This is a genomic window from Bdellovibrio bacteriovorus, from assembly GCF_002208115.1.
GTDB classification, from domain to species: Bacteria; Bdellovibrionota; Bdellovibrionia; order Bdellovibrionales; family Bdellovibrionaceae; genus Bdellovibrio; species Bdellovibrio bacteriovorus_C.
In genome coordinates, this window is record NZ_CP020946.1 from 869,373 (window position 1) to 889,858 (window position 20,486).

A 20,486-nucleotide genomic window follows, 5' to 3' on the forward strand; every position below is an offset into this window, starting at 1 on the left:
TTTACACCCGAACTGCCAGCAAAAAAAATCAAATATCAATATTAAAGAAAACGGCGTCCCAGTGACGCCGTTTTTGTTTTTTAAAGGGGTCATTCCATGTGTGGCGTTGTAGGACTCATTGGTGAAGATCAGGCCGGCGAAAAATTGTATCCGGCGCTCTTCGCTCTTCAGCACCGTGGGCAGGATGCCGCAGGCATTCTGAGCTATGACTTTGAACGTTCTCAGTTTCATCTGGAAAAGGATCTGGGCTTGGTGGAAGACGTCTTCACCACCGAACGCCGCAAGCGCCTGAAGGGCACCATGGCTCTGGGGCACACACGTTATTCCACTATCGGCAGCGTCGACAAAGAGGACCTGCAACCGATCTTTTTAAGTTATCCCTATGGCATCGGCATGATCCATAACGGAAACGTGACGAACTATGATGAAATCGTGGATTATCTGCGCAACCGAAAACTGCGGTGGACCTTTTCGCGCAACGATCTGGAAATTTTGATGCACATGGTGGCCGTCGGTCTGTCTTCACGCAAGGACAACCCGGATCTACCTTCCAGTCTGGCCGAAGCAGTGAAAGAGCTTCTGCAAACCGTGCAGGGTGCTTACAGCTCTATCGGAATGCTGGCCGAGCAGGGTATGTTTGCCTTCAGCGACTTGAATGGCATTCGGCCTTTGCTGATCGGTCGACAGAAAAAGGGCGACAAATACAATTACTGCTTTGCCTCTGAAAAACAGGTTTTCTTTGGACTGGGATATGAATACTGGCGGGATCTGCGCCCCGGGGAGCTGGTCTTTGTCGACAAGGACCGCAATCTGCATTCCTTCGTTTTGAGTGAAAAGAAACCGCGTCCGTGCATGTTTGAATGGATCTATTTTGCGGGCTCTGAAACCGAATGGCACGGCCGTCCGGTCTATGAAGTGCGCCTGAAGCTGGGGGAAATCCTGGCTGAAGAGTGCCGCAAAAAGGGCCTGGATATAGATGTGGTGGCTCCGGTGCCGGACACCTCGCGGGCGGCGGCCTGCCGTCTGGCGGAAGTGCTGGAAAAACCTTACCGCGAAGTTCTGATCAAAAACCGCTATGTGCAAAGAAGCTTTATCGTCAACGAACCCGAAGTCCGCAAGATGATGGTGAATCTGAAGCTTTCACCGGTGCAAAGCGAGATCAAAGGTAAAAAAATCCTGCTGGTGGATGACAGCATTGTGCGCGGGACCACTTCCGCGCGGATCATTCGCTTGCTTCGTGATGCGGGGGCGGAAAAGGTCTATCTGGCCAGCACCTGTCCTCCGATTCGCCACCCTTGTTTTTACGGCATTGATTTCCCGGACGGGGAATCGCTGGTGGCGCACAAACGCAGTGAAGCTGAAGTGGAAAAGATTTTGGAGGTCGACGGCCTGGTCTTCCTGCCTCTGAATCGGCTGCAAGAGGGCCTGGGCCTTAAGAATCTTTGCAGCGCTTGTCTTGATGGTGATTATCCTGTTCCGGTCTCAACTGAAAACTTTTTGAAGACCCGGAACATTAATTTAGGTGGTGAACTATGAAAATTCAGGTTCTTTTTGGCAGTGCGAATGATGAGCGTGTGTACGGTCCGTTGTGCCGTTCCCTTGAAAAATGCGGTGATGTAAAAATGGAAGTGGCGTCGGCCCACCGTGATCCAGCCCGGGTCCACGAGGTTGTAAAAACCTGTGGGGCTGATGCTTTTGTGGCAGGCGCAGGTTTGGCCGCTCACCTGCCGGGTGTTGTGGCTTCTTTAACAGACAAGCCAGTCTTCGGAGTGGCCGTGAACGGGGCTTTTGCCGGGCTTGATGCCTTTTTATCCATTGTGCAAATGCCGCGCGGGATTCCGGTGGCCGCAGTGACTGAAGAAAATGCCAACACCATCGGGGACTTCCTCGTGCGTCTGGCGAAGGTCCCTCAAGACCGTCTGTGTCTGCACTGGAACCGCAGCCTTGAAAGCTATTCACCGATTCAAAAAGCCCTGGATGAAATCCAGACACAAACCGGATTGTCGGTTGAATGGACGACGGCTCAGGCCGAAAACTGTCTGGGGGAGATCGTCAGCCCGTGGGAGTTGCCACGCACCCAAGGCTTGAATTTGTTCCTGTGTGAAAAGGAACAACTGGCAAGCTCTAATCTTGCGTTGGACTTCTATGCCAAAGCCCGGCACGGCGGATTCTGGGTGGGGGCCAACAACGTGACCAATTTCGTGAATCAATGGAATAAACTGAAAGTTTTGGGAGCAGGACGATGAATCTGATCTATCGCGGTTCCGTAAAGGATCTTTATCAAAACAACGACAAAATCGTTTTTGAATACAGCAATCGTTATTCCATTTTTGACTGGGGTGAAATGCCGGATGAAATTCCGCAAAAAGGCGAAGCCTTGGCGGCCATGGCTTCAATGTTCTTTGATCATCTGTCGTCCAAAGGTTTTTCTTCCCACTATCTGTCCGGTCGGTCCCGCACCTCCATTGAAGTGCAACCGGTAAAGGTTTTGCGTCCGGAATGGAAAGATGATGCCTATGACTATTCCATGTATGCGTGTCGTCCGACCCAGTGTCTGGTGCCGCTGGAGGTGATCTTCCGCCGCCATCTGGGGCAGGGAAATTCTTTAGAAGGCCGTCTGAAAAAGAATCCCGCCTATCTAGCGGATCTGGAGCTGACTCAAGTGCCCACTTCTGCTGACAGCTTTATGCCGGCCCTGGTGGAGGTGTCGACAAAACTTGAAACCACCGATCGCTACCTGTCCAAAGCGGACGTGGCGGCCATGAATGTGGTGAACGATGCCGAGTACGCAGCCCTGCGCAAGAGCACCCAGGAAGTGGCAGCCGAACTGGAAAAACTTTTTGCCAGCTTCGGGGTAAAACTGTGGGATGGAAAGTTTGAATTTGCATTCACAGATGAAAACAACGGTCAGCGGGGACTGGTCCTGGTCGATTCCATCGGGCCGGACGAATTGCGTCTGACTTATGAAGGTCTGCCGTTGTCGAAAGAATTCCTGCGTCAGATCTACACCGGATCTGAATGGAGCGAGGCGGTTAAAAAAGCCAAAGACCTTGCAAAAGAAAGAAAGACCCAGGACTGGAAGTCGATCTGTGAAAATGAACTGGGGCAAAAACCGTCCCCGTTAACAGTCGAACAGATTCAAGTCAGCTCCTGGCTGTATCTGGCTTTGGCCAACGAGATCGCCATCGTACTAAACAAACCACGTCCTTTTGACGAACACATCAACTTGAAATTCTGGCACCAAAAGGCTTTGTCTTTGCTGGAGAAAAAAGCATGAAAATGGTTGTTGTCGGAAAGGGCGGGCGCGAGCACGCTTTGGCGCAAAAACTGAAAAGCTCCCCCTTGGTCACAGACTTGTGGGTGGCGCCGGGAAATCCCGGAATGCAGCAGGCGGGTCTGTCTTGCGTGAACTGCGAAAGCCCGGAAGCCATTGAAAAGTTCTGCCTCGAAAACGGAGTGTCGCTGGTGGTGGTTGGCCCGGAGGCTTTGATTCTGTCGGACTTAAAGCTGCGTCTGCAAAAGCGTGGTATTGCATGCTTTGCGCCTTCTATGGAAGTGGCGCAGTTGGAATCCTCCAAACTTTTCTGCAAAGGGGTGCTGAAGGACGCGGGCGTGAAAACCGCCGCTTGTCAGGTGGCTTACTCGGAAGACCAGGCCCTGCTGGCCGTTGGAAAGCATGACTTTACAAAGCCCCTGGTGGTGAAGGCCGATGGCCTGGCTCAAGGCAAGGGCGTGTGGGTTTGCAACACCTGGGATATGGCTGAAGAAGCTGTGCGCACACTGGGACGTCATTTTGGTTTTCCATTGTTGTTGGAAGAATGTCTGATCGGAAAAGAACTTTCCGCCTTTGCGTTGTGCGATGGCGAGGACTTTGTGATTCTGGGCACGGCTTGTGACTACAAGCGTGTGTCGTCGGATCCTTTCAGCGCCAACACCGGCGGCATGGGGGCCTACAGCCCCTGTGACTTTGTGAACGAGGCGGATGAGGCGGAGATTCGCAGTATTTTTGCCAAAACTCTGAAGAGCTTGCGGGACAAACGCCTGCCGTATCAGGGCTTTTTGTTTGCGGGCTTGATGAAAACAACGGAAGGCATTTACGTTCTGGAATACAACGTGCGCATGGGGGATCCGGAAACCCAGGCCCTTTTGCCTCGCCTGAAAACGGACCTTGCGGATCTGATCATGAAGGCCGTGACTCATCAATTGAAAGATCAGGCATGTGAACTGGCCTCCGAATCTTCCGTTCACGTTGTCGCAACCAGCGAAGGCTATCCGGGATCGCCGATGAAACTGGGAAATCCCATCACGGCCAAGGTTCTTTCCGCCCCGGATCGTCATTTGTACTTTGCCGGCGTCAGCCGCATCAATGATCAACTGGTCAATGTCGGTGGCCGTGTTTTGGGCATAACTGCCCTGGGGTCCACCCGCGAAGAGGCTCGGGAAAAGGTCTATCATGAAATGCAGGCTGTGAATTTTGACGGCATGTATCTGCGACAGGATATCGGGCTATGAATAAAATCAGGATTGCGATCTTGGCCTCTGGAACCGGCTCCAATGCCGAAGCTCTGATGAAAAAGGCGCAGTCCCTGAATTCTGTCGAAGTCACCTTTGTCCTTTCTGACAAAGCCGGGGCGGGTGTTTTGGAAAAGGCTCAAAATCTTTCTGTGCGCCATTTTGTAGTGGCCAAACAAAACGATCGCCGCGAACACGAGCAGCGCGTGTTAAACCTGCTGCGTGAATACCGCATTGACTGGGTCTTTCTGGCTGGTTACATGCGCCTGTTAAGTCCTGAGTTTTTGCAGACCTTCAGTGCCTGGCATCGAGGGAGTTCACAAGTGGTGAACATTCATCCGTCGCTGCTGCCGGCCTATCCAGGTGTTGATTCCATCCGCCGCGCCTATGAAGACCGCGTAAATGAAAGTGGCGTGACACTGCATCTGGTGGACGAGGGTATGGACACAGGCCCGCACCTGATGCAGTCGCGATTGACCTTGGAAGCCGGTGAAAGCCTGGCCGACTGGTCTGTGCGTTTTCATAAACTGGAACATCAAACTTACACTCAATTTCTGGAACTTGTGGCTTTGGGGCAGATCCCCACAAGCCCATTTGAGGAGACTTAAAGATGCAAAGAATATCTGTGCGCAGCCGCTATGATCACAGCACCGAAAAAGCTCTTAAATCGGCGTTGTCGCTGGAAGCCCCAGTGAACGAACTGCACCTGCGCCGCGTGTACTGGCTGCTTGAAAAGAAATCCGGCGCCGCCCGCGAATTCCCTCTGCAGACAGCGATGGACAAGGTCTTCTTTGATCCGATCTCAGAATCCCGGAAAACCGGTTTCATGGACTATCAGGACGACAAAACCTATGTCGAAGTCCGTTTCCTGGCCGGAGTCACCGACAACATGGCTCGCACCGCGACCGAGGCTTTGATGCTGTTTTCTGCGCAACATAATTCTTCCTGGCAGGAGTTCCCTCTGGAAGTTCACAGCGGATGGGAAATGGAAATCAGTGGGGATATTTCCAAAGAGCAAATTGAAAAGGTTCTGTTCCAGAATCTGGCCAATCCACTTTTAAACAGGCTTGAAATTCAGACGGGCGCAGCCCTGAAAAAACAAAACACCTGGGCCGCTTATCCTCATTTCTGGAAGGCCTCCGAGCACATGCCCCAGTTGCAGCTTTTGAATCTGGACGCGAACACTCTTCAACGCATCAACAACGAACGCGGCCTTGCTTTAAGTGATGAAGAGATTCAAACCATTCTGACTCATTTTAGTTCCCCGGAAGTGGCTGCCGAGCGTGCTTCCTACGGCTGGCATGGCAAGATCACAGAAGTGGAACTTGAATGTCTGGCTCAAACCTGGAGTGAACACTGCAAGCACAAGATCTTTGCCGCTGACGTGGACTATACAGAAAGCTCTGGCGACTTCCCGGCCCTGGGCGAAAAGAACATCACCAGTCTTTACAAAAGCTATATTCAAAAAGCCACCCGCGATCTGGATGACTGCGGTTATCTGGTGTCTGTCTTTAAAGACAACGCCGGTATTGTCGATTTTGATTCAAAATTAAATGTGTGCGTTAAAGTCGAAACGCATAACAGCCCGTCGGCGCTGGATCCTTTCGGCGGCGCTTTGACGGGCATCTTGGGTGTGAACCGTGATATCCTGGGTTGCGGCCTGGGCGCGAAACCTGTCGCCAACACAGATGTCTTCTGTCTTTCCACCCCGAACCTGTTTCCGAAAGCAGATTCCCCGCAAAGACCCGAGCTGCTCAAAGATCCCGGTGTGATCTTCCGCGGCGTCCATCAGGGGGTCGAAGAGGGTGGCAATCAAAGCGGTATTCCGACCATCAATGGTGCTTTCTGTTTTGCCAGTGAATTTGCCGCGAAGCCTTTGATCTTTGTCGGCTCTGTTGGCGTGATGCCCAAGACCGTTCACGGCCGCGGCAGCGAATCCAAAGAAATTCGCGCGGGTGATCTGATTGTGGTGGCTGGCGGGCGCCTTGGAAAAGATGGCGTGCACGGTGCGACCTTCAGTTCTTTGGCGTTGCATGACAACGTGGCCTCGAATGTTGTGCAAATCGGTGACAGCATCACGCAAAAGCGTCTTTTGGATTTCACCTTGAAAGCTCGCGACAACGGCTGGATTCAATCCATCACGGACAACGGGGCTGGGGGTGTCAGTTCCTCGATCGGGGAAATGGCGCAGTATTCGGGCGGGGCGCGCATGGATTTGGGTCTGCATCCAGTGAAGTACTCGGGCCTTGAATACTGGGAAATGCTGGTCAGTGAATCTCAAGAGCGTATGTCTTATGCCGTCAGCCCGAATCACCTGCTGGAGTTTATGAATCTGGCTCGTCACATGGGTGTTGAGGCTTTTGTTCTGGGAGAATTCACCGATTCCGGATCCTTTGACATCTTTCACGGCAAAGAACCTCTGGCAAAGATCAGCCTTGAATTCCTGCATGAAGGTTTAAGCCGAATGAAGCTGAAAGCCCACTTCGACGGACCAAAACAATATCAGGAATACTTCCGCGCCGAAGGTAAGGCTCCACTGAATGGCAATGATCTTGCCGCGGCCCTTAAAAAAGTTCTGGCAAATCCCAACGTGGCTTCGCGCGAACCTTTAGTTCGTTACTATGACCACGAAGTGCAAGGGGCCACACGCGTGAAACCTTATGGTGGTAAGACCCAGTCCGGAGCCAACGATGCCGGTGTTCTGGATCTGTCCGTGCACGGCGGGGACACCAACAACGCGGTGGCAGTTTCAAACGGACTGTGCCCGCAGTTTTCCTGGTATGACACTTATCTGATGGCGCAAAAAGCGGTCGACGAATCCGTGCGCAATCTGGTCGCGACCGGGGCGGACCCGGCGAAGATGGCCTTGGTCGATAATTTCTGCTGGCCGGATCCGACCCCCAAAAACACCAACCCCGATGCGGCCCATAAGATGGCGCAGTTGGTGCGGGCCTGTGCCGGGCTTTACGATGCGGCTCTGGCTTACCGGGCTCCGTTTGTCAGCGGCAAAGACAGTATGAAAAATGATTTCATCGGAAAAACCAAAGGTGGCGAAACTGTGAAGATATCTGTGCCGCCAACCTTGCTGGTGACGGCCATGGCACAGGTCCCGGATGCGACGAAAACAGCACCGGGATTCTTCCAGAAGGCCGGGGATCTGATTTATTTATTGGGCACACCGACGAACAGTCTTTACGCTTCGGTTCTTTCCCAGGAATTCACCGTGCAGGAATCAGCGCCTGAGTATCCGGATTTAAAACGGAACAAGGATCTTTACTTGCGCATCTTTGCGGCTCATCAGAAGTCTTTTTTGCAGTCTTGCCACGATATTTCTGATGGCGGTCTGATGACGGCCTTGGCGGAAAGCGGCTTTGGCAACAATCTGGGAATGAAGCTGAATCTGGATTCACTGAGCTGGAATCAACTGTGGTCTGAAACGGGTTCTTTGTTTGTGGTCAGTGTGAAGCCTGCTGACAAGTCCCAGTTTGAAGAACTGTTCACCAGTCAGCAAAGACTGCTGGGAGAAGTTCAGGAAAATCCTGTGATGAGCTGGCAGCATCAGGGAATCACACAAAACACCGCCTTGTCCGAACTGCAAAAAATCTGGTCTGAAGGAGTTTTGAATGTCTATCAAGCCTAAGTTTCTGGTTTTGTGGGGTGACGGAATCAACTGTGAAAATGAAACAGTCAGGGCCGTTTCTTTGGCTGGCGGTGAAGCGGACAAAGTCCACGTCAATGACCTGCTGGCAAACCCAGGGCTCTTGAATGAATATCAGGCCCTGGTGATTCCCGGTGGTTTTTCTTTCGGCGATCATCTGGGCAGCGGGCAGGTGCTGGCCCTGAAGCTTGAAATGAATCTAAAAAATGAATTGCAGCAGTTTGTGAAAACCCGCCCGGTGTTGGGCATCTGCAATGGCTTTCAGACACTCGTCAAGCTGGGCCTGTTGCCGGACGCTGACTTTCAGCGCAGTTGTGCGCTGGTGAAAAACGAGCAGGGGCATTTTGTGGACCGCTGGATCGAAGTGGAAAGAAACGAAAAATCCCCTTGCGTCTGGACCCGGAATCTTCCCGCCAGATTTGCTCTGCCGATTCGTCACGGGGAAGGCAGATTTGTCTGCCGGGATGAAAGCCTTCTGCAGCGACTGCTGACCCAGAATCAGGCCGTGCTTCGTTATACCGAAGACGTCAATGGCGCGCAGGCGCAGATTGCCGGTGTCTGTGATCCGTCGGGTTTGGTTTTTGCCCTGATGCCTCATCCCGAGGCGGCGGTGCATGACTGGCATCTTCCCTATGAAGGCGAAGCGTGGGGTCTGGAATTTTTCAAAAGTGCAGTGAATTATTTGAATCAGGAAATGGGAGTGAACCTATGAATCCAATCCGCCGAGCTCTGTTGAGCGTGTCTGATAAAACCGGTTTGCTGGAGCTGGCAAAGAACCTGGCCGCCCAAAATGTCGAGCTGATTGCCAGCGGCGGCACCGCCAAGGCTTTGACTGAGGCCGGATTGAAAGTCACCGCGGTGGAAACTTTGAGCGGCAAAGGCGAAGCCTTCAACGGCCGGATGAAAACCATCAGCTTTGAAATTGCCTCAAGCCTGCTGTTTCGCCGTCAGGATGAAAATGATGTGCACCAGGCCGCCGAGCTGGGGATTGAACCCATTGATCTGGTGGTGGTGAATCTTTATCCCTTCCACGCGACCCTGCAAAAGCAGGCGGGGTTTGAGGAGTGCATTGAAAACATCGACATCGGGGGGCCGACCTTGCTGCGTGCAGGGGCCAAAAACTTCCACTCCGTCACGGTGTTGTGCGAGCCCTCCCAGTACGGTGACTTCTTAAAAGAATTCAACGGCAACAAAGGCGCAACCACTTGGGAGTTCCGTCAAAAATGTGCCGCTGCCGTTTACACCATGACGGCCTTTTATGACATGGCCATTGCCGGTTTCTTGACGCAAAAATCCGGGGCCGCTCTAAGATACGGGGAAAACCCGCATCAAAAGGCCGTGGTGCTGAAAGATCCATTTGCTGACGGTCTGGCCCACGCCAAATCCCTGCAGGGCAAAGAGATGTCCTACAACAATTATCTGGATGCCGACTTTGCCCTGAAGACTTTGCAGGATGTGCATTCCTGGCAGGGGAGCAAAGCTTTGCCCGTCGCCGTGGTTGTGAAACATAACACGCCCTGCGGTATGGCCGTGGCCGAAACTCCGCAGCGAGCTTTGGAAAAAGCCTGGAAAGGGGATGAGAAAAGCTCTTTCGGCGGCATCATTGCCCTGAATGTTCCAGTGACAGAGGACATCGCAAACTTTTTTGCCGAAAAATTTGTCGAGGTGATTCTGGCGCCATCCTTCACCGACGGCGCCCGCGAAAAACTGAAAAAGAACTGCCGCGTGATGGAAATTGCATTAAAGCCCAATCCCTCCATGCAGGTGCGCTCCATCGAAGGAGGGCTGCTGCTGCAGGACTCGGATGCTTTTGATTTAAGCCAGATGAAAACCGTCACGCAAAAACAAGTCAGCCCGGACCAGCAGCGTCTGGCGGCTTTTGCGATGCTGGTGGTGAAGAACCTGAAAAGCAACGCCATCGCGCTTTGCCGGCAGGACGGACCAGAGTTCGAGCTGCTGACCATGGGCTCCGGTCAGACCAACCGCATCGACTGCATTGAAAAACTGATCAGCTCGCGTCTTGCTGACAAAGGCATCACCGATCTTTCCGAAGTGGTCCTGGCGTCCGACGCGTTCTTCCCGTTTGCTGATTCGGTTCAGGTATCGGCAAAGTTGGGAGTTAAAACCATCATCCAACCCGGAGGATCCGTGAAGGACCCGGAAGTGATCGCCGAAGCCGATCGCCTGGGGGTTTCCATGATCTTTACCGGCCGCCGCCACTTTTTACACTAGGAGAACATGCCATGACGACTGTGAGTTTGGATTATAAAAATGCAGGAGTTGACATCACCAAGGCCGATGCCTTCGTGGAAAGAATCAAAAATCTGGTGCCGACCACTTTCAACGACCAGGTTCTTCAGGGCATCGGGGGCTTTGCTGCTGTTTACAAGCTGACTGAAGAAAAGTACCTGGCCTCCTGCACGGACGGTGTGGGCACAAAATTGAAACTGGCCCAGGCCCTGAACAAACACCACGGCATCGGAATCGATCTGGTCGCGATGTGTGTGAATGATCTGTTGTGTGTCGGAGCAAAGCCGTTGTTCTTTTTGGATTACATGGCCTTTGGAAAGCTCGACACCCAGGTCAGTGAAGAGCTGATCGCCGGAATGGTTGACGGCTGCCGTCAGTCCGGGATGGCGCTGATTGGCGGTGAAACGGCCGAAATGCCCGGCGTGTATCAGGGGAATGAATATGACCTCGCGGGTTTCAGTGTGGGTGAAATGAGCCCGGCGGATATCTTCGATGAAAAAGACATGAACGAAGGGGATGTGCTGATCGGGATTGCGTCGTCAGGATTTCATTCCAATGGATATTCTCTGCTGAGAAAGCTGGTGAACCAGGATGAAACCGAACTGATGCAGGAGCTTCTGACTCCGACCCGCATTTACGTGAAATTGGTCAATGAGCTGCGCCGCCAGTTCCCTCTGGCGATGGTGGGGGCTTCCCATATCACGGGCGGGGGCATTCACAATATTCCGCGCATGAGTGAAAAGTTTGATTACGATATTTCCGGCTGGCCGGCCTTGAATGAAATGGTTTCGGTCTTTGGCAAGATCATTCCGCGTGCGGGTCTTTCTGGTGAAGAGTTGTATCGCACCTTCAACATGGGGGTCGGACTGGTTTTGCTGATCAAGAAAGAGCAGGCTGATTCCGTGCAAACATGGTTGACCTCTCAAGGCGAGAAGCACTGGCGCTTAGGCTCCGTACAAAAAGGCACAGGTCAAATCGCCCCCGCGCGTCACTAGGGCTTGCCGTCTCTGCCACGCCTATATTGGCAGAGACGGCCTTTTTAGCTTTAAAGGTCCCTGTCTAAATCCTGATCACCGGGCCCTTTCTTTCATATCCTTTTTTTAATATGGACTCACATTCTGTGAGTGGGCTATACCAGTCGCCTGTTCATTACAAACGGAGTTTAAAATGATGAATAAGAATGCTTACTTGGTATTGGCGGCAACAGGGTTGTTGATGGCCCCTGTTTCTGGTTTCGCGCAAACTTCCACCACGTCTGTGAATACAAATTCCAGCACTGTGAAAATGGAAGACCTAAAAAAGGCCGACGAAAAAGAAAAGGACATCGACAGTGAAATCACTGACGCCCGCATGAGAGCGCAGTTGGGTTCCAAGTCCAAATGGTCCTTCAAATCCAGCCTGGCTTACTCTGGCGGTTCTGTTGAAGAGCCTCTAAGTGGTGTTCGTCCTAACTACCGTGCATCCGCAACTATCGAAGCCATGACAACTTTGTCTGGTGATGTTGGTGTCAACTACCGTTTGGGTGAGCGTGACAATATCAGCTTCGGTACGGGCGTGACTGTGGTGGATCCTCTTCACGGTGATATCGTGAAGCCTGCTCAAGACACTCGTAAAGGCCGTAAAGGCACTTTGTCTCGTTACGAAGTTTCCACTCCATACCTGAGCTGGAGCCGTGGTTACCGCGCATTTGACACTCAGATGATCTCCAGCATGCAATACAGCCATGCGACAGACAGTGATTCTATCAACCTGACCAAAACCTTTGGTGCGGCAAGCTTCAGCCAGACAGTTCTTGCGAACTTCGGTCAATCCAAATGGAATGGCGGTACAAGCCTGACTTTGGGTAAGAGCTTCTACACTGGTGATCTTGATGACGCCAACATGATTGCGGCAGCTAAAGCGGGTAAGTACAAACGTTCTGACATGAGCTTCGGTTTGTTCCCGTTCCTTCAGTACACTTTCAACGACCGTTATTCCTTCAGAACTGTGTTCGGTTACTTCCAGTTTGCACGTTACGAAGGGTATGCTGACAACTTCCAGTTGGAACCATATCAGTCTGTTGGTACCGGTATCTCTATCACTCGTGATATCTACCTGTATCCAAACGTACAGTTCACACCAAAAGACATCCGCGCAGACCGTACAAACGTAGCATTGTCTGCCAACCTGAACTTGTTCTAGTTTCGGTCGGTGAAAAGGGGGCATCTGACTGCGTTGTCGGTGCCCGTCCTCACTCCGACGTGCTTGGAGCACGCCTGCGTTGCGGGCGGTCGCCTCCGCCTTGCATCTGTCCCCTTTTGACCAACCTTGGTTCCCGGTTTTTGGGGGCGGGGAACGGGGAGTGGGCTTTGAGGCAGTTCGTTTTTGGAAATTTTTGTTGAGGATATTTAAGTTTGAAAAAGGCTCCCCTGCGGGGCCTTTTTTTGTTTGGGAGCCAGCCTGGGTAATACCTTGGTTGGCTTTTTGCGTTTTGGGGTTGTGGTTGTTCCTTTGTCTGGTGTTGGGGGGCAGGTTCAGAAAGTGTGGTGGCGGTCGTGGGTTGCCTTTTGGCTGCGATTCGGCGAGCCTTATTCTTGTGTGGAGGTGACTGATGAAACTCGCAGTAGGGATGCTGGCGTTTTCTTTGGTGGTGTTTGCTTCAAATGGATTTGCGGGGGCGCAGCCGGTCTGTGGCACTCAAACGACTTCTTTGGGCGATTCTTATAATTATTGTGTTCACACGGGCAATCGTCAGAAAACCCAGGACGTGGTTTATTACTTTCATGGATTGTGGGGGAATGCCCGGCAGTTTTTTGATCAGCGTCGTGACACCTCGTGGGTGCTGAAGCGCTGGGCCCAGTTGGGGTATGAGCCTTCGGTGGTGACGATCTCTTTTGGTGAAATCTGGCTGCTGGTCAATAATCAGAAATTCCCTCTGCTGCCGGTTTTTCAGAATGAGATGATGCCTTTTCTTGAAGGTCAAGTCGGAGGCCTGGGTAGCGGGCGCCGCCTGTTGATGGGGGAATCCATGGGGGGCTTCAATGCTTCGCAGGCCTCTTTGCAGTTGCCGGCGACCTTTTCCAAAGTGGCTTTGTTGTGCCCGGCCCTGACCGTGATCGGGCCTTATTCTTCTGAAGCTGATATCGACAAATATATTGCTCGCACCAAGGCGCTGCGGTCGCGCGTGAATTTGATGCTGGGAATTTCCCGCGAGGTTTTTGCTGACGAGGCCGACTGGCAGAATCACAATCCCTTCAATCTGCTGACGCGGTATTCGGGCCTGATCCGCCCGGTGTTCTTTGTTTCCACGGGGCTGCAGGATGAATTTGGCTTTCAGGAAGGATCGGCTGAATTTGTAAAGGCCGCCCAAGCCGTGGGAATGTCCGCGACCTGGAGTCCCCTGGCGGGGGGGCACTGCAAATACAACCGTGAGGCTGTGGCGCAGTTTTTCCTGAGCCGCACCCGCTGAAATGAAGTGAAAAACTTTTGGACGTTTCTCAATCAGAAACGTTCCCTGGTGGATACTGACATTTAACGAGTTTAACCCGCAGGGCTGGGATATAATTTGGCTATGAAAACATTCCGTCCGCGCCGCAAGTTGATCGTCAATCGCGAAGTGCAGTTTGATGTGGTCATGCATGTCAGCGTCTTTGTTGCCGTGCTTTTTCTGGGGCAGATGTTTGCCGCTTGGTTGTTCATTGGAAAAATTCAGGAATTGGCCGGGACCGGTGCCTTTTCAATGATGTCGGTGCAGGAATTTATCTCCCGCTATAAAACTGTGTTTTTGGTCTATCAGTTGATCCCGGTGTTGCTGGGGTTGGTGGTGGGCTTTTGGTACTTCAACCGCATGACCCGCAGAATTGTCGGTCCGCTCTTTAATATCAAACGCACGGTGAAACGAATGGCGGATGAAAATCTTGATTCGGTAGAGATTCACCTGCGGGAAAATGATTATTTCCAGGATCTGGCCCAGGACATCAACGTGGTTCTGCAGAAAAAGCCGAAGTGATGCGGCCCTTGCTTTGTTCCAGGGCCCCCAGCACCAGCTTTTGAAAGAGCCATTCCCTCAAGCCACGGGGGCGATTCAGTTCCATTCTTTTCAAGCAGTCCTGATATTCCAGGGGGTCTGTCTTAAATCCCTTTTTCAGCAGTGCCAGAAGTTTTCCCAGGGATTCCTCCTGCGCCTGTCGCAGTTCGCCCAGGGCCAAAGCCAGCAGCTCCTCATCCAAAGTAAAGTCACTGCCAAAGGCAAAGGGCGGGAACAGCCGGTCAAAGCCTGCTTCCCGGGCCTGTTTTAAAAGTTCTGCGGGTGTGTTGTGACGGGCCCACTCCGGAATTTGATAGTCGGAGCGAAGTTTACCTTCTTTCTGCGCTTTGATTTTCAAAGACTCCTGAAACTCAGAATCGGCGATGTTCAGCAGTTCTTTGATGACCTCCTCGTCGGTCTTGCCGCGCAGGTAAGCAATGCCGTATTCAGTGATCACGATGTCACGCAGGTGGCGGGGGATGGTCAGTTGTCCGTGGGACCACAGGATATTGGAATGACGGCGGCCCTTGTGCTGCCGTGTGGATCGCAGCATCAGCACGGAATGGGCTCCTTCCAGTTCGTGGGCCATGGCCACAAAGTTATACTGCCCCCCGACGCCACTGACGACGGTGCCGCTTTCCAGAGTGTCTGAAGCGGCCGAGCCCAGCAGGGTTACGTTCATACAGGTGTTAAAGAACCGGGCTTTGCGCCGCTGACGTCGCAGGGCCAGTTCGTTGCCATCATAAAGATCATTGACGATGGACACGCGGGTCATGTTCAGACCGTCAAATTCCTCGCCCTCCAGATGGCGCAACCATTTGTACAGTTCGCTGGATCCCAGAAAGAAAGCCCCATGCAGATAACGTTTTTGTTTTGAAACTGGCTCCTGTACCTGACGTTTTAAAATCCCGGCTTTGCGCAGATTCATAAAACCGTCCATGACCATTTCGCTGGTGCCGTACAGGCCTTTTTCGAAGGGCGTGCGATACAGGTGCAGTTCACGTGCGTGCCGGCGGTGTTGCCAGAATTTTTCCGACAGCACTTCATAATCGGCGCCTTTTTGATGACGAAGACAGGCAGAGTACACCAGTGCCTCTGACAAAGAGCCGATGCCTATTTGCAGGGTGCCGTCATCTTCCAGCAGATGACTGGCTAAAAAGCCGATCAGATGATCTGTCCAGTCCACCGGAGTCCGCGGCAGGGCAAAAAGTTTGCGGTGTTGACGGGGGTCCTCGACAATCATGTCAAAGTAATCGGGACCGACTTCGGCATCCGTCCCCAGAAAAGGCAGTTCGGGGTGGACCACTCCCAGCAGCAGGATTTTTTTTTCGGCCTTGCGGTATTGATCTATCACATCCAGGGTCAGATCGGGATTGCAGCTCAGGCTGTAGCGCGGGCCCTGATCTGTCTGGCGGCAGGCCACCAGTTGCAGCACCACTTCGATATTGCATTCGACCAGGTACGAGGCCACGTGAGTGTAATTCAGGCTGACGTAATCCTGCTGCGCAGAGTCCGCGTGCAGGGCCTGGCCGGCCTGAAAGTAAAACTCATGAATGCGGACATTGCCGGGAAGCTCGCCATGCCGGCGGTCTTTCAGGTACTCAAACACGGGATAATCAGGTCCGAAGTGACGATCCAGAAAAGGGGACAGGAATCGTCGTTCCAGATCGCTTTGTGGAGAGGGAATATCCAGTGAAAGAGCGGTGTAGATTTCCAGACGGCGGTCAGGCAGGTCTTTGACCCGGTTGTACAGCAGATTGATCAACTGATTGGGTTTGCCAAGACCCAGCGGAGCAGCCACGCGGATAACCGGTCCCAAAGTGTTCAGGAGCGCATCCACAGCCGTTTCAAATGAATGGAACTGACGGGGTTTCTGGTCCATACCCTATTGAAAACCCGGGGCAGCCAAGTGCAAAGTCTTAAATGGCGAATTTGTATTTTAAACGGCAAAAAAAAGAGGCTGCCTTTTCGGGGCAGCCTGCTTTGTTTCTTTAACGAATTACTGGCATTCGTTTTTGATCGCTTTATCAGCGTTCTGATAACGAGCATAAAGCTCTTCATACTGGTCCATGTAAAGCTCAAGAGTGTCAGAGTTTCTTGTGCTTCTCATTTTTTCGCGGATCCAGTTCATTTCTTCAGCAAGTTTGGCTTTGTAGGAAACCAATTGACCGCAGGAAAGAGCAGCCTGGGAAGAGGAAGCAGCGCCAACGATGGCCAATGCGATAAGAAGAGCTTTCATGATAAATCTCCTTTTGAGTTAATGAATTCTGATTTCGGGGCGAACCTACTAACGCAGGACATGAAAGACAATCTTTGATGCCGCAGGAATAATTTTTACATAATCGGGGATTGCATTTATGATGGGTTCGTCTTCCCAGGAGTTTCCATGAACAAAAATCTGCGTGCTCACCCCATGAAAAATCCGATTATTCTGGCTCTGGATGTGGATACCCGCGACAAAGCCCTGAAAATTGCCGACGATGTTTCAGATATCGTCGGGGGCATCAAGCTGGGGCCGCGCCTGTGTCTGCGTTATGGAATGGATTTCGTGAAGGAAATGGCGCAAAGAGCGCCGGTTTTTCTGGATAACAAACACTTCGACATTCCCTCGACGATGGAGGCCGCAGTTCGTGCCAGTTTCGAGGCCGGGGCGTCTCTGGTGACGGTGCATGCCCTGAGTGGCAAAGAGGCTCTGACCCGCATGGCAGCGGTGGAAAAAGAGCTGAACCAGCAGCGTCCGTTCCGCATTCTGGCCGTGACGATTCTGACTTCCTGGGATCAGAATTCGCTGCCGGTGAATATGAAATCTCAACCGATTGCCCAGCACGTGACGGAGCTGGCGGCTTTGGTGAAGGATTCGGGTTTGTCCGGTGTCGTGTGTTCCCCTCACGAATTGGACCTTTTACAAAACCGCGATCTTTACCTTGTCACTCCGGGAATTCGCTTTAGTATGCAGGATTCCGGCGATCAAAAACGTATCATGGGACCCAAAGAAGCTCTTCGTGCAGGAGCTTCGGCGCTGGTCGTGGGTCGCCCTATTCTGGAAGCTTCCAACATCAAGGAAGCTGCCACTGATTTTGTGATGGCAATGTATGAAGAAAAATAACTCTCGTCCGTCTGGCAGAAACAACTCTCAACGTCCTCAGCAGGGTGGTCGCCCGCAGCAGGGCCGTGCTCAAGGCGGTCGTCCGCAAGGGGGCCGTCCCCAGGCTCATGCTCCTCGTGAAAATCAGATCCCGCGTGACTGGCGTGTGGTGATCGGCACGCATGCGATCAATGAGGTGCTGAAAGTGCGTCCGAAGCAGGTGAAGGGCTTCTGGATTCGTCAGGGCTTTGAAAATTCAGGCGATCTGCGTGAAATGAACGAACTGGCGATGAAAAACCATATCAAAGTTGAATTGAAGGCCGAAGCTGCGCTGGAAAAATTCGGTCCGTCCCAGCAGGGAGCCGCTATCTTTGTCGAGGGCGCTCCGGAATTTGATATGGCTAGTCTGGAAGGCCTGGATAAATCCATGGTTCTGATTCTGGATGGTATTGAAGACCCTCATAATCTGGGAGCGATCCTCAGAACCTCCTGGCTGGTGGGGGCGCAAGGGGTTCTGATTCCGGAAGACCGCGCGGTGGGTTTGACGCCTACGGTACATAAAGTGGCTTGCGGGGGCGTGGAGCATGTTCCGGTTGAAGAGACTACGAACTTTGCTAACTATGCGGAAGAACTTAAAAAACAGGGTTATTGGATCTATGGTTTAAGTCCGCGTGGAAAGCGATCTATTTTCGAATTAGAGCTTCCGGACAAGGTGGTTTGGGCAATTGGTTCAGAAGACAAAGGAATGAGAGTGACAACGGAGCGCCTTTGTGATGAATTGGTCTTCATACCGCAAGCTAGTTCTTCGGCGAGTTATAATGCCTCTGTGGCGACAGCCATGGCATTAACTGAGACCCTTAGACAGCATGCGCCGCGCGGAAATCGAAAAAAATCGTAATCTGTCGAATAATTATCTTTGACGGACGTTCTTTTTCTCCGTACAACATTTCGGTTATCTCAGTAAGGCTGGTTTAGCTCAATTGGTAGAGCAGCTGATTTGTAATCAGCAGGTTGCGGGTTCGAGTCCCATAACCAGCTCCAAATTTTTCTGGGTAAGCATTCACAAGTGGGTAGGTGCCCGAGTGGCTAAAGGGGACGGACTGTAAATCCGTTGGCTTATGTCTACGAAGGTTCGAATCCTTCCCTGCCCACCATTTTTTTTGAATGTTTTCCCGGAAAAGTTTTGAAACAGAAGAGAAGAAATTCTCTTCGGGCGTTCTGAAAGGGCGGGAATAGCTCAATTGGCTAGAGTATCTGCCTTCCAAGCAGAGGGTTGCGGGTTCGAGACCCGTTTCCCGCTCCAAATTTCAGAACTAATGCCCATGTAGCTCAGTGGTAGAGCACACCCTTGGTAAGGGTGAGGTCGTCGGTTCGGCTCCGATCATGGGCTCCACTTAATTGGCTTTTAATTTTTAAGGTTAAGATAAATAAAAAATCTCTGCAGGAGGAATAATGTCTAAAGAGAAATTTACACGTAATAAACCGCACGTAAATATCGGCACTATCGGTCACGTCGATCATGGTAAAACCACTTTGACTGCTGCTATCACTACTACTCTTGCAGCAGCTGGTAAAGCTCAAGCAATGGCTTACGATCAAATCGATAAGTCTCCAGAAGAGAAAGCTCGTGGTATCACGATCTCCACTACTCACGTTGAGTACGAAACTGACAACCGTCACTACGCTCACGTTGACTGCCCAGGTCACGCTGACTACGTAAAAAACATGATCACTGGTGCTGCTCAAATGGACGGAGCTATCTTGGTAGTTTCTTCTGCTGACGGTCCAATGCCACAAACTCGTGAGCACATCCTTCTTGCACGTCAAGTAGGTGTTCCTGCTCTAGTTGTATTCATGAACAAAGTTGACATGGTTGACGATAAAGAACTTCTTGAGCTAGTTGAGCTTGAAGTTCGTGAACTTCTGTCTAAATACGAATTCCCTGGCGATGACATCCCAGTTGTTAAAGGTTCTGCATTGAAAGCTCTTGAAGGCGATCAATCTGAAATCGGTCGTCCAGCTATCATGAAATTGATGGATGCTTGCGATACTTACATCCCAGCTCCAGTTCGTGCAGTAGATAAAACATTCTTGATGCCAGTAGAGGACGTATTCTCTATCTCTGGTCGTGGTACAGTTGTTACTGGCCGTGTAGAGCGTGGTATCGTTAAAGTTGGTGACGAGATCGAAATCGTTGGTATCCGCCCAACTCAAAAAACTACTGTAACTGGTATCGAGATGTTCCGTAAACTTCTTGACGAAGGTCAAGCAGGGGACAACTGCGGTGTTCTTCTTCGTGGTACTAAAAAAGAAGACGTTGAACGTGGCCAAGTACTTGTTAAACCAGGTACAGTTAAACCACACAAAAAGTTCAAAGCTGAAGCGTACATCCTGACTAAAGAAGAAGGCGGACGTCACACTCCATTCTTCAACGGGTACCGTCCTCAGTTCTACTTCCGTACTACAGACGTTACTGGCGTTTGTACTTTGAAAGCTGGAACTGAAATGGTTATGCCTGGTGATAAGATCGAAGTTTCTGTTGAACTTATCGCTCCTATCGCTATGGAAAAAGAGCTTCGCTTCGCGATCCGTGAAGGCGGTCGTACAGTTGGAGCTGGTGTTGTTACTGAAATCCTTGAGTAATAACGCAGCGTAAGCTAAGTAATAATCACCCGGGGGACTTCTTGACAAAAGAGTCCCCCTCGGTGTTTCTTGGCATTCTCAAAAAAAGGTCTGAAAAGTCTATTTTTTGAGGTTTTTGTAGTCTCAATAGGTTTTTCCTAATGAGAAATGATCCAGCGCAAGGCGCGCCGAGGAAAGCGTACCGGGGTACGCCGACGAGGAAGCAGCGCAGTCGATGGGTCAGTTGTCATTAGGAAAAAGTGCAGGGGTGTAGCTCCAGCGGTAGAGCGAACGACTCCAAATCGTTAGGTCGTGGGTTCGAATCCCTCCGCCCCTGCCAATTTTGACTCCAT

General features: G+C 51.7%; 17 protein-coding genes and 5 tRNA genes. 20 read left to right on the forward strand and 2 right to left on the reverse strand.

Annotated features, from left to right (window positions below; all coding sequences use genetic code 11):
- The first annotated feature begins 96 nt into the window (after window positions 1–96).
- The 12 genes from purF (at window position 97) to B9G79_RS04280 (ending at window position 14,408) form a co-directional block, all read left to right on the forward strand.
- On the forward strand, window positions 97–1,536 hold the full coding sequence (purF, locus tag B9G79_RS04220) for an amidophosphoribosyltransferase (RefSeq protein WP_088564445.1): 1,440 nt from the start codon (window positions 97–99) through the stop codon (window positions 1,534–1,536).
- On the forward strand, window positions 1,533–2,246 hold the full coding sequence (locus tag B9G79_RS18540) for an AIR carboxylase family protein (RefSeq protein ID WP_088564446.1): 714 nt from the start codon (window positions 1,533–1,535) through the stop codon (window positions 2,244–2,246). Before purF ends, B9G79_RS18540 begins: the two co-directional genes overlap by 4 nt.
- The gene (locus B9G79_RS04230; protein WP_088564447.1) at window positions 2,243–3,277 is read left to right on the forward strand and encodes a phosphoribosylaminoimidazolesuccinocarboxamide synthase; all 1,035 of its coding nucleotides are present in this window, start codon (window positions 2,243–2,245) and stop codon (window positions 3,275–3,277) included. The genes B9G79_RS18540 and B9G79_RS04230 overlap by 4 nt, the downstream gene beginning before the upstream one ends.
- Window positions 3,274–4,512 carry a phosphoribosylamine--glycine ligase gene (purD, locus tag B9G79_RS04235; protein ID WP_088564448.1) on the forward strand — a complete coding sequence of 413 codons (1,239 nt, stop codon included), beginning with the start codon at window positions 3,274–3,276 and terminating at the stop codon, window positions 4,510–4,512. Before B9G79_RS04230 ends, purD begins: the two co-directional genes overlap by 4 nt.
- On the forward strand, window positions 4,509–5,120 hold the full coding sequence (purN, locus tag B9G79_RS04240) for a phosphoribosylglycinamide formyltransferase (RefSeq protein WP_088564449.1): 612 nt from the start codon (window positions 4,509–4,511) through the stop codon (window positions 5,118–5,120). Before purD ends, purN begins: the two co-directional genes overlap by 4 nt.
- Before the next feature lie 2 nt (window positions 5,121–5,122).
- Window positions 5,123–8,152, forward strand: a complete 3,030-nt coding sequence (locus B9G79_RS04245; protein WP_088564450.1) for a phosphoribosylformylglycinamidine synthase subunit PurL — start codon at window positions 5,123–5,125, stop codon at window positions 8,150–8,152.
- On the forward strand, window positions 8,136–8,882 hold the full coding sequence (locus tag B9G79_RS04250) for a phosphoribosylformylglycinamidine synthase subunit PurQ (RefSeq protein WP_088564451.1): 747 nt from the start codon (window positions 8,136–8,138) through the stop codon (window positions 8,880–8,882). The genes B9G79_RS04245 and B9G79_RS04250 overlap by 17 nt, the downstream gene beginning before the upstream one ends.
- Window positions 8,879–10,402, forward strand: coding sequence for a bifunctional phosphoribosylaminoimidazolecarboxamide formyltransferase/IMP cyclohydrolase (gene purH, locus B9G79_RS04255; protein WP_088564452.1), 1,524 nt, complete (start codon window positions 8,879–8,881; stop codon window positions 10,400–10,402). The genes B9G79_RS04250 and purH overlap by 4 nt, the downstream gene beginning before the upstream one ends.
- Window positions 10,403–10,413: 11 nt before the next feature.
- Window positions 10,414–11,415 carry a phosphoribosylformylglycinamidine cyclo-ligase gene (gene purM, locus B9G79_RS04260; protein WP_088564453.1) on the forward strand — a complete coding sequence of 334 codons (1,002 nt, stop codon included), beginning with the start codon at window positions 10,414–10,416 and terminating at the stop codon, window positions 11,413–11,415.
- 172 nt (window positions 11,416–11,587) lie between these two features.
- Window positions 11,588–12,601, forward strand: coding sequence for a hypothetical protein (locus B9G79_RS04265; RefSeq protein WP_088564454.1), 1,014 nt, complete (start codon window positions 11,588–11,590; stop codon window positions 12,599–12,601).
- Between the two features lie 409 nt (window positions 12,602–13,010).
- Window positions 13,011–13,868, forward strand: coding sequence for an alpha/beta hydrolase-fold protein (locus B9G79_RS04275; protein WP_088564456.1), 858 nt, complete (start codon window positions 13,011–13,013; stop codon window positions 13,866–13,868).
- 102 nt (window positions 13,869–13,970) lie between these two features.
- The gene (locus B9G79_RS04280; protein ID WP_088564457.1) at window positions 13,971–14,408 is read left to right on the forward strand and encodes a HAMP domain-containing protein; all 438 of its coding nucleotides are present in this window, start codon (window positions 13,971–13,973) and stop codon (window positions 14,406–14,408) included.
- Here the strand turns inward: B9G79_RS04280 and B9G79_RS04285 are convergent.
- On the reverse strand, window positions 14,377–16,308 hold the full coding sequence (locus B9G79_RS04285; RefSeq protein ID WP_088564458.1) for an acetyl-CoA hydrolase/transferase C-terminal domain-containing protein: 1,932 nt from the start codon (window positions 16,306–16,308) through the stop codon (window positions 14,377–14,379). The two genes, B9G79_RS04280 and B9G79_RS04285, sit on opposite strands and share 32 nt — an antisense overlap.
- Window positions 16,309–16,425: 117 nt before the next feature.
- The gene (locus B9G79_RS04290; protein WP_011165370.1) at window positions 16,426–16,665 is read right to left on the reverse strand and encodes a hypothetical protein; all 240 of its coding nucleotides are present in this window, start codon (window positions 16,663–16,665) and stop codon (window positions 16,426–16,428) included.
- Window positions 16,666–16,812: 147 nt separating this feature from the next.
- On the opposite strand from B9G79_RS04290, the gene pyrF reads away from it, so the two are divergent.
- The 8 genes from pyrF (at window position 16,813) to B9G79_RS04330 (ending at window position 20,473) form a co-directional block, all read left to right on the forward strand.
- On the forward strand, window positions 16,813–17,532 hold the full coding sequence (pyrF, locus tag B9G79_RS04295) for an orotidine-5'-phosphate decarboxylase (protein WP_088564459.1): 720 nt from the start codon (window positions 16,813–16,815) through the stop codon (window positions 17,530–17,532).
- A complete protein-coding gene (locus B9G79_RS04300; RefSeq protein WP_088564460.1) occupies window positions 17,519–18,409 on the forward strand; it encodes a TrmH family RNA methyltransferase in 891 nt (296 codons plus the stop codon). The genes pyrF and B9G79_RS04300 overlap by 14 nt, the downstream gene beginning before the upstream one ends.
- Window positions 18,410–18,476: 67 nt before the next feature.
- A tRNA-Thr gene (locus B9G79_RS04305) sits at window positions 18,477–18,552 on the forward strand.
- A 27-nt stretch (window positions 18,553–18,579) separates the two neighbouring features.
- A tRNA-Tyr gene (locus B9G79_RS04310) sits at window positions 18,580–18,665 on the forward strand.
- A 72-nt stretch (window positions 18,666–18,737) separates the two neighbouring features.
- Window positions 18,738–18,814, forward strand: a tRNA-Gly gene (locus B9G79_RS04315).
- Between the two features lie 15 nt (window positions 18,815–18,829).
- Window positions 18,830–18,904 (forward strand) — tRNA-Thr (locus B9G79_RS04320).
- A gap of 59 nt (window positions 18,905–18,963) precedes the next feature.
- Window positions 18,964–20,154, forward strand: a complete 1,191-nt coding sequence (tuf, locus tag B9G79_RS04325) for an elongation factor Tu (RefSeq protein ID WP_015092020.1) — start codon at window positions 18,964–18,966, stop codon at window positions 20,152–20,154.
- A gap of 243 nt (window positions 20,155–20,397) precedes the next feature.
- Window positions 20,398–20,473, forward strand: a tRNA-Trp gene (locus B9G79_RS04330).
- Window positions 20,474–20,486: the final 13 nt, after the last annotated feature.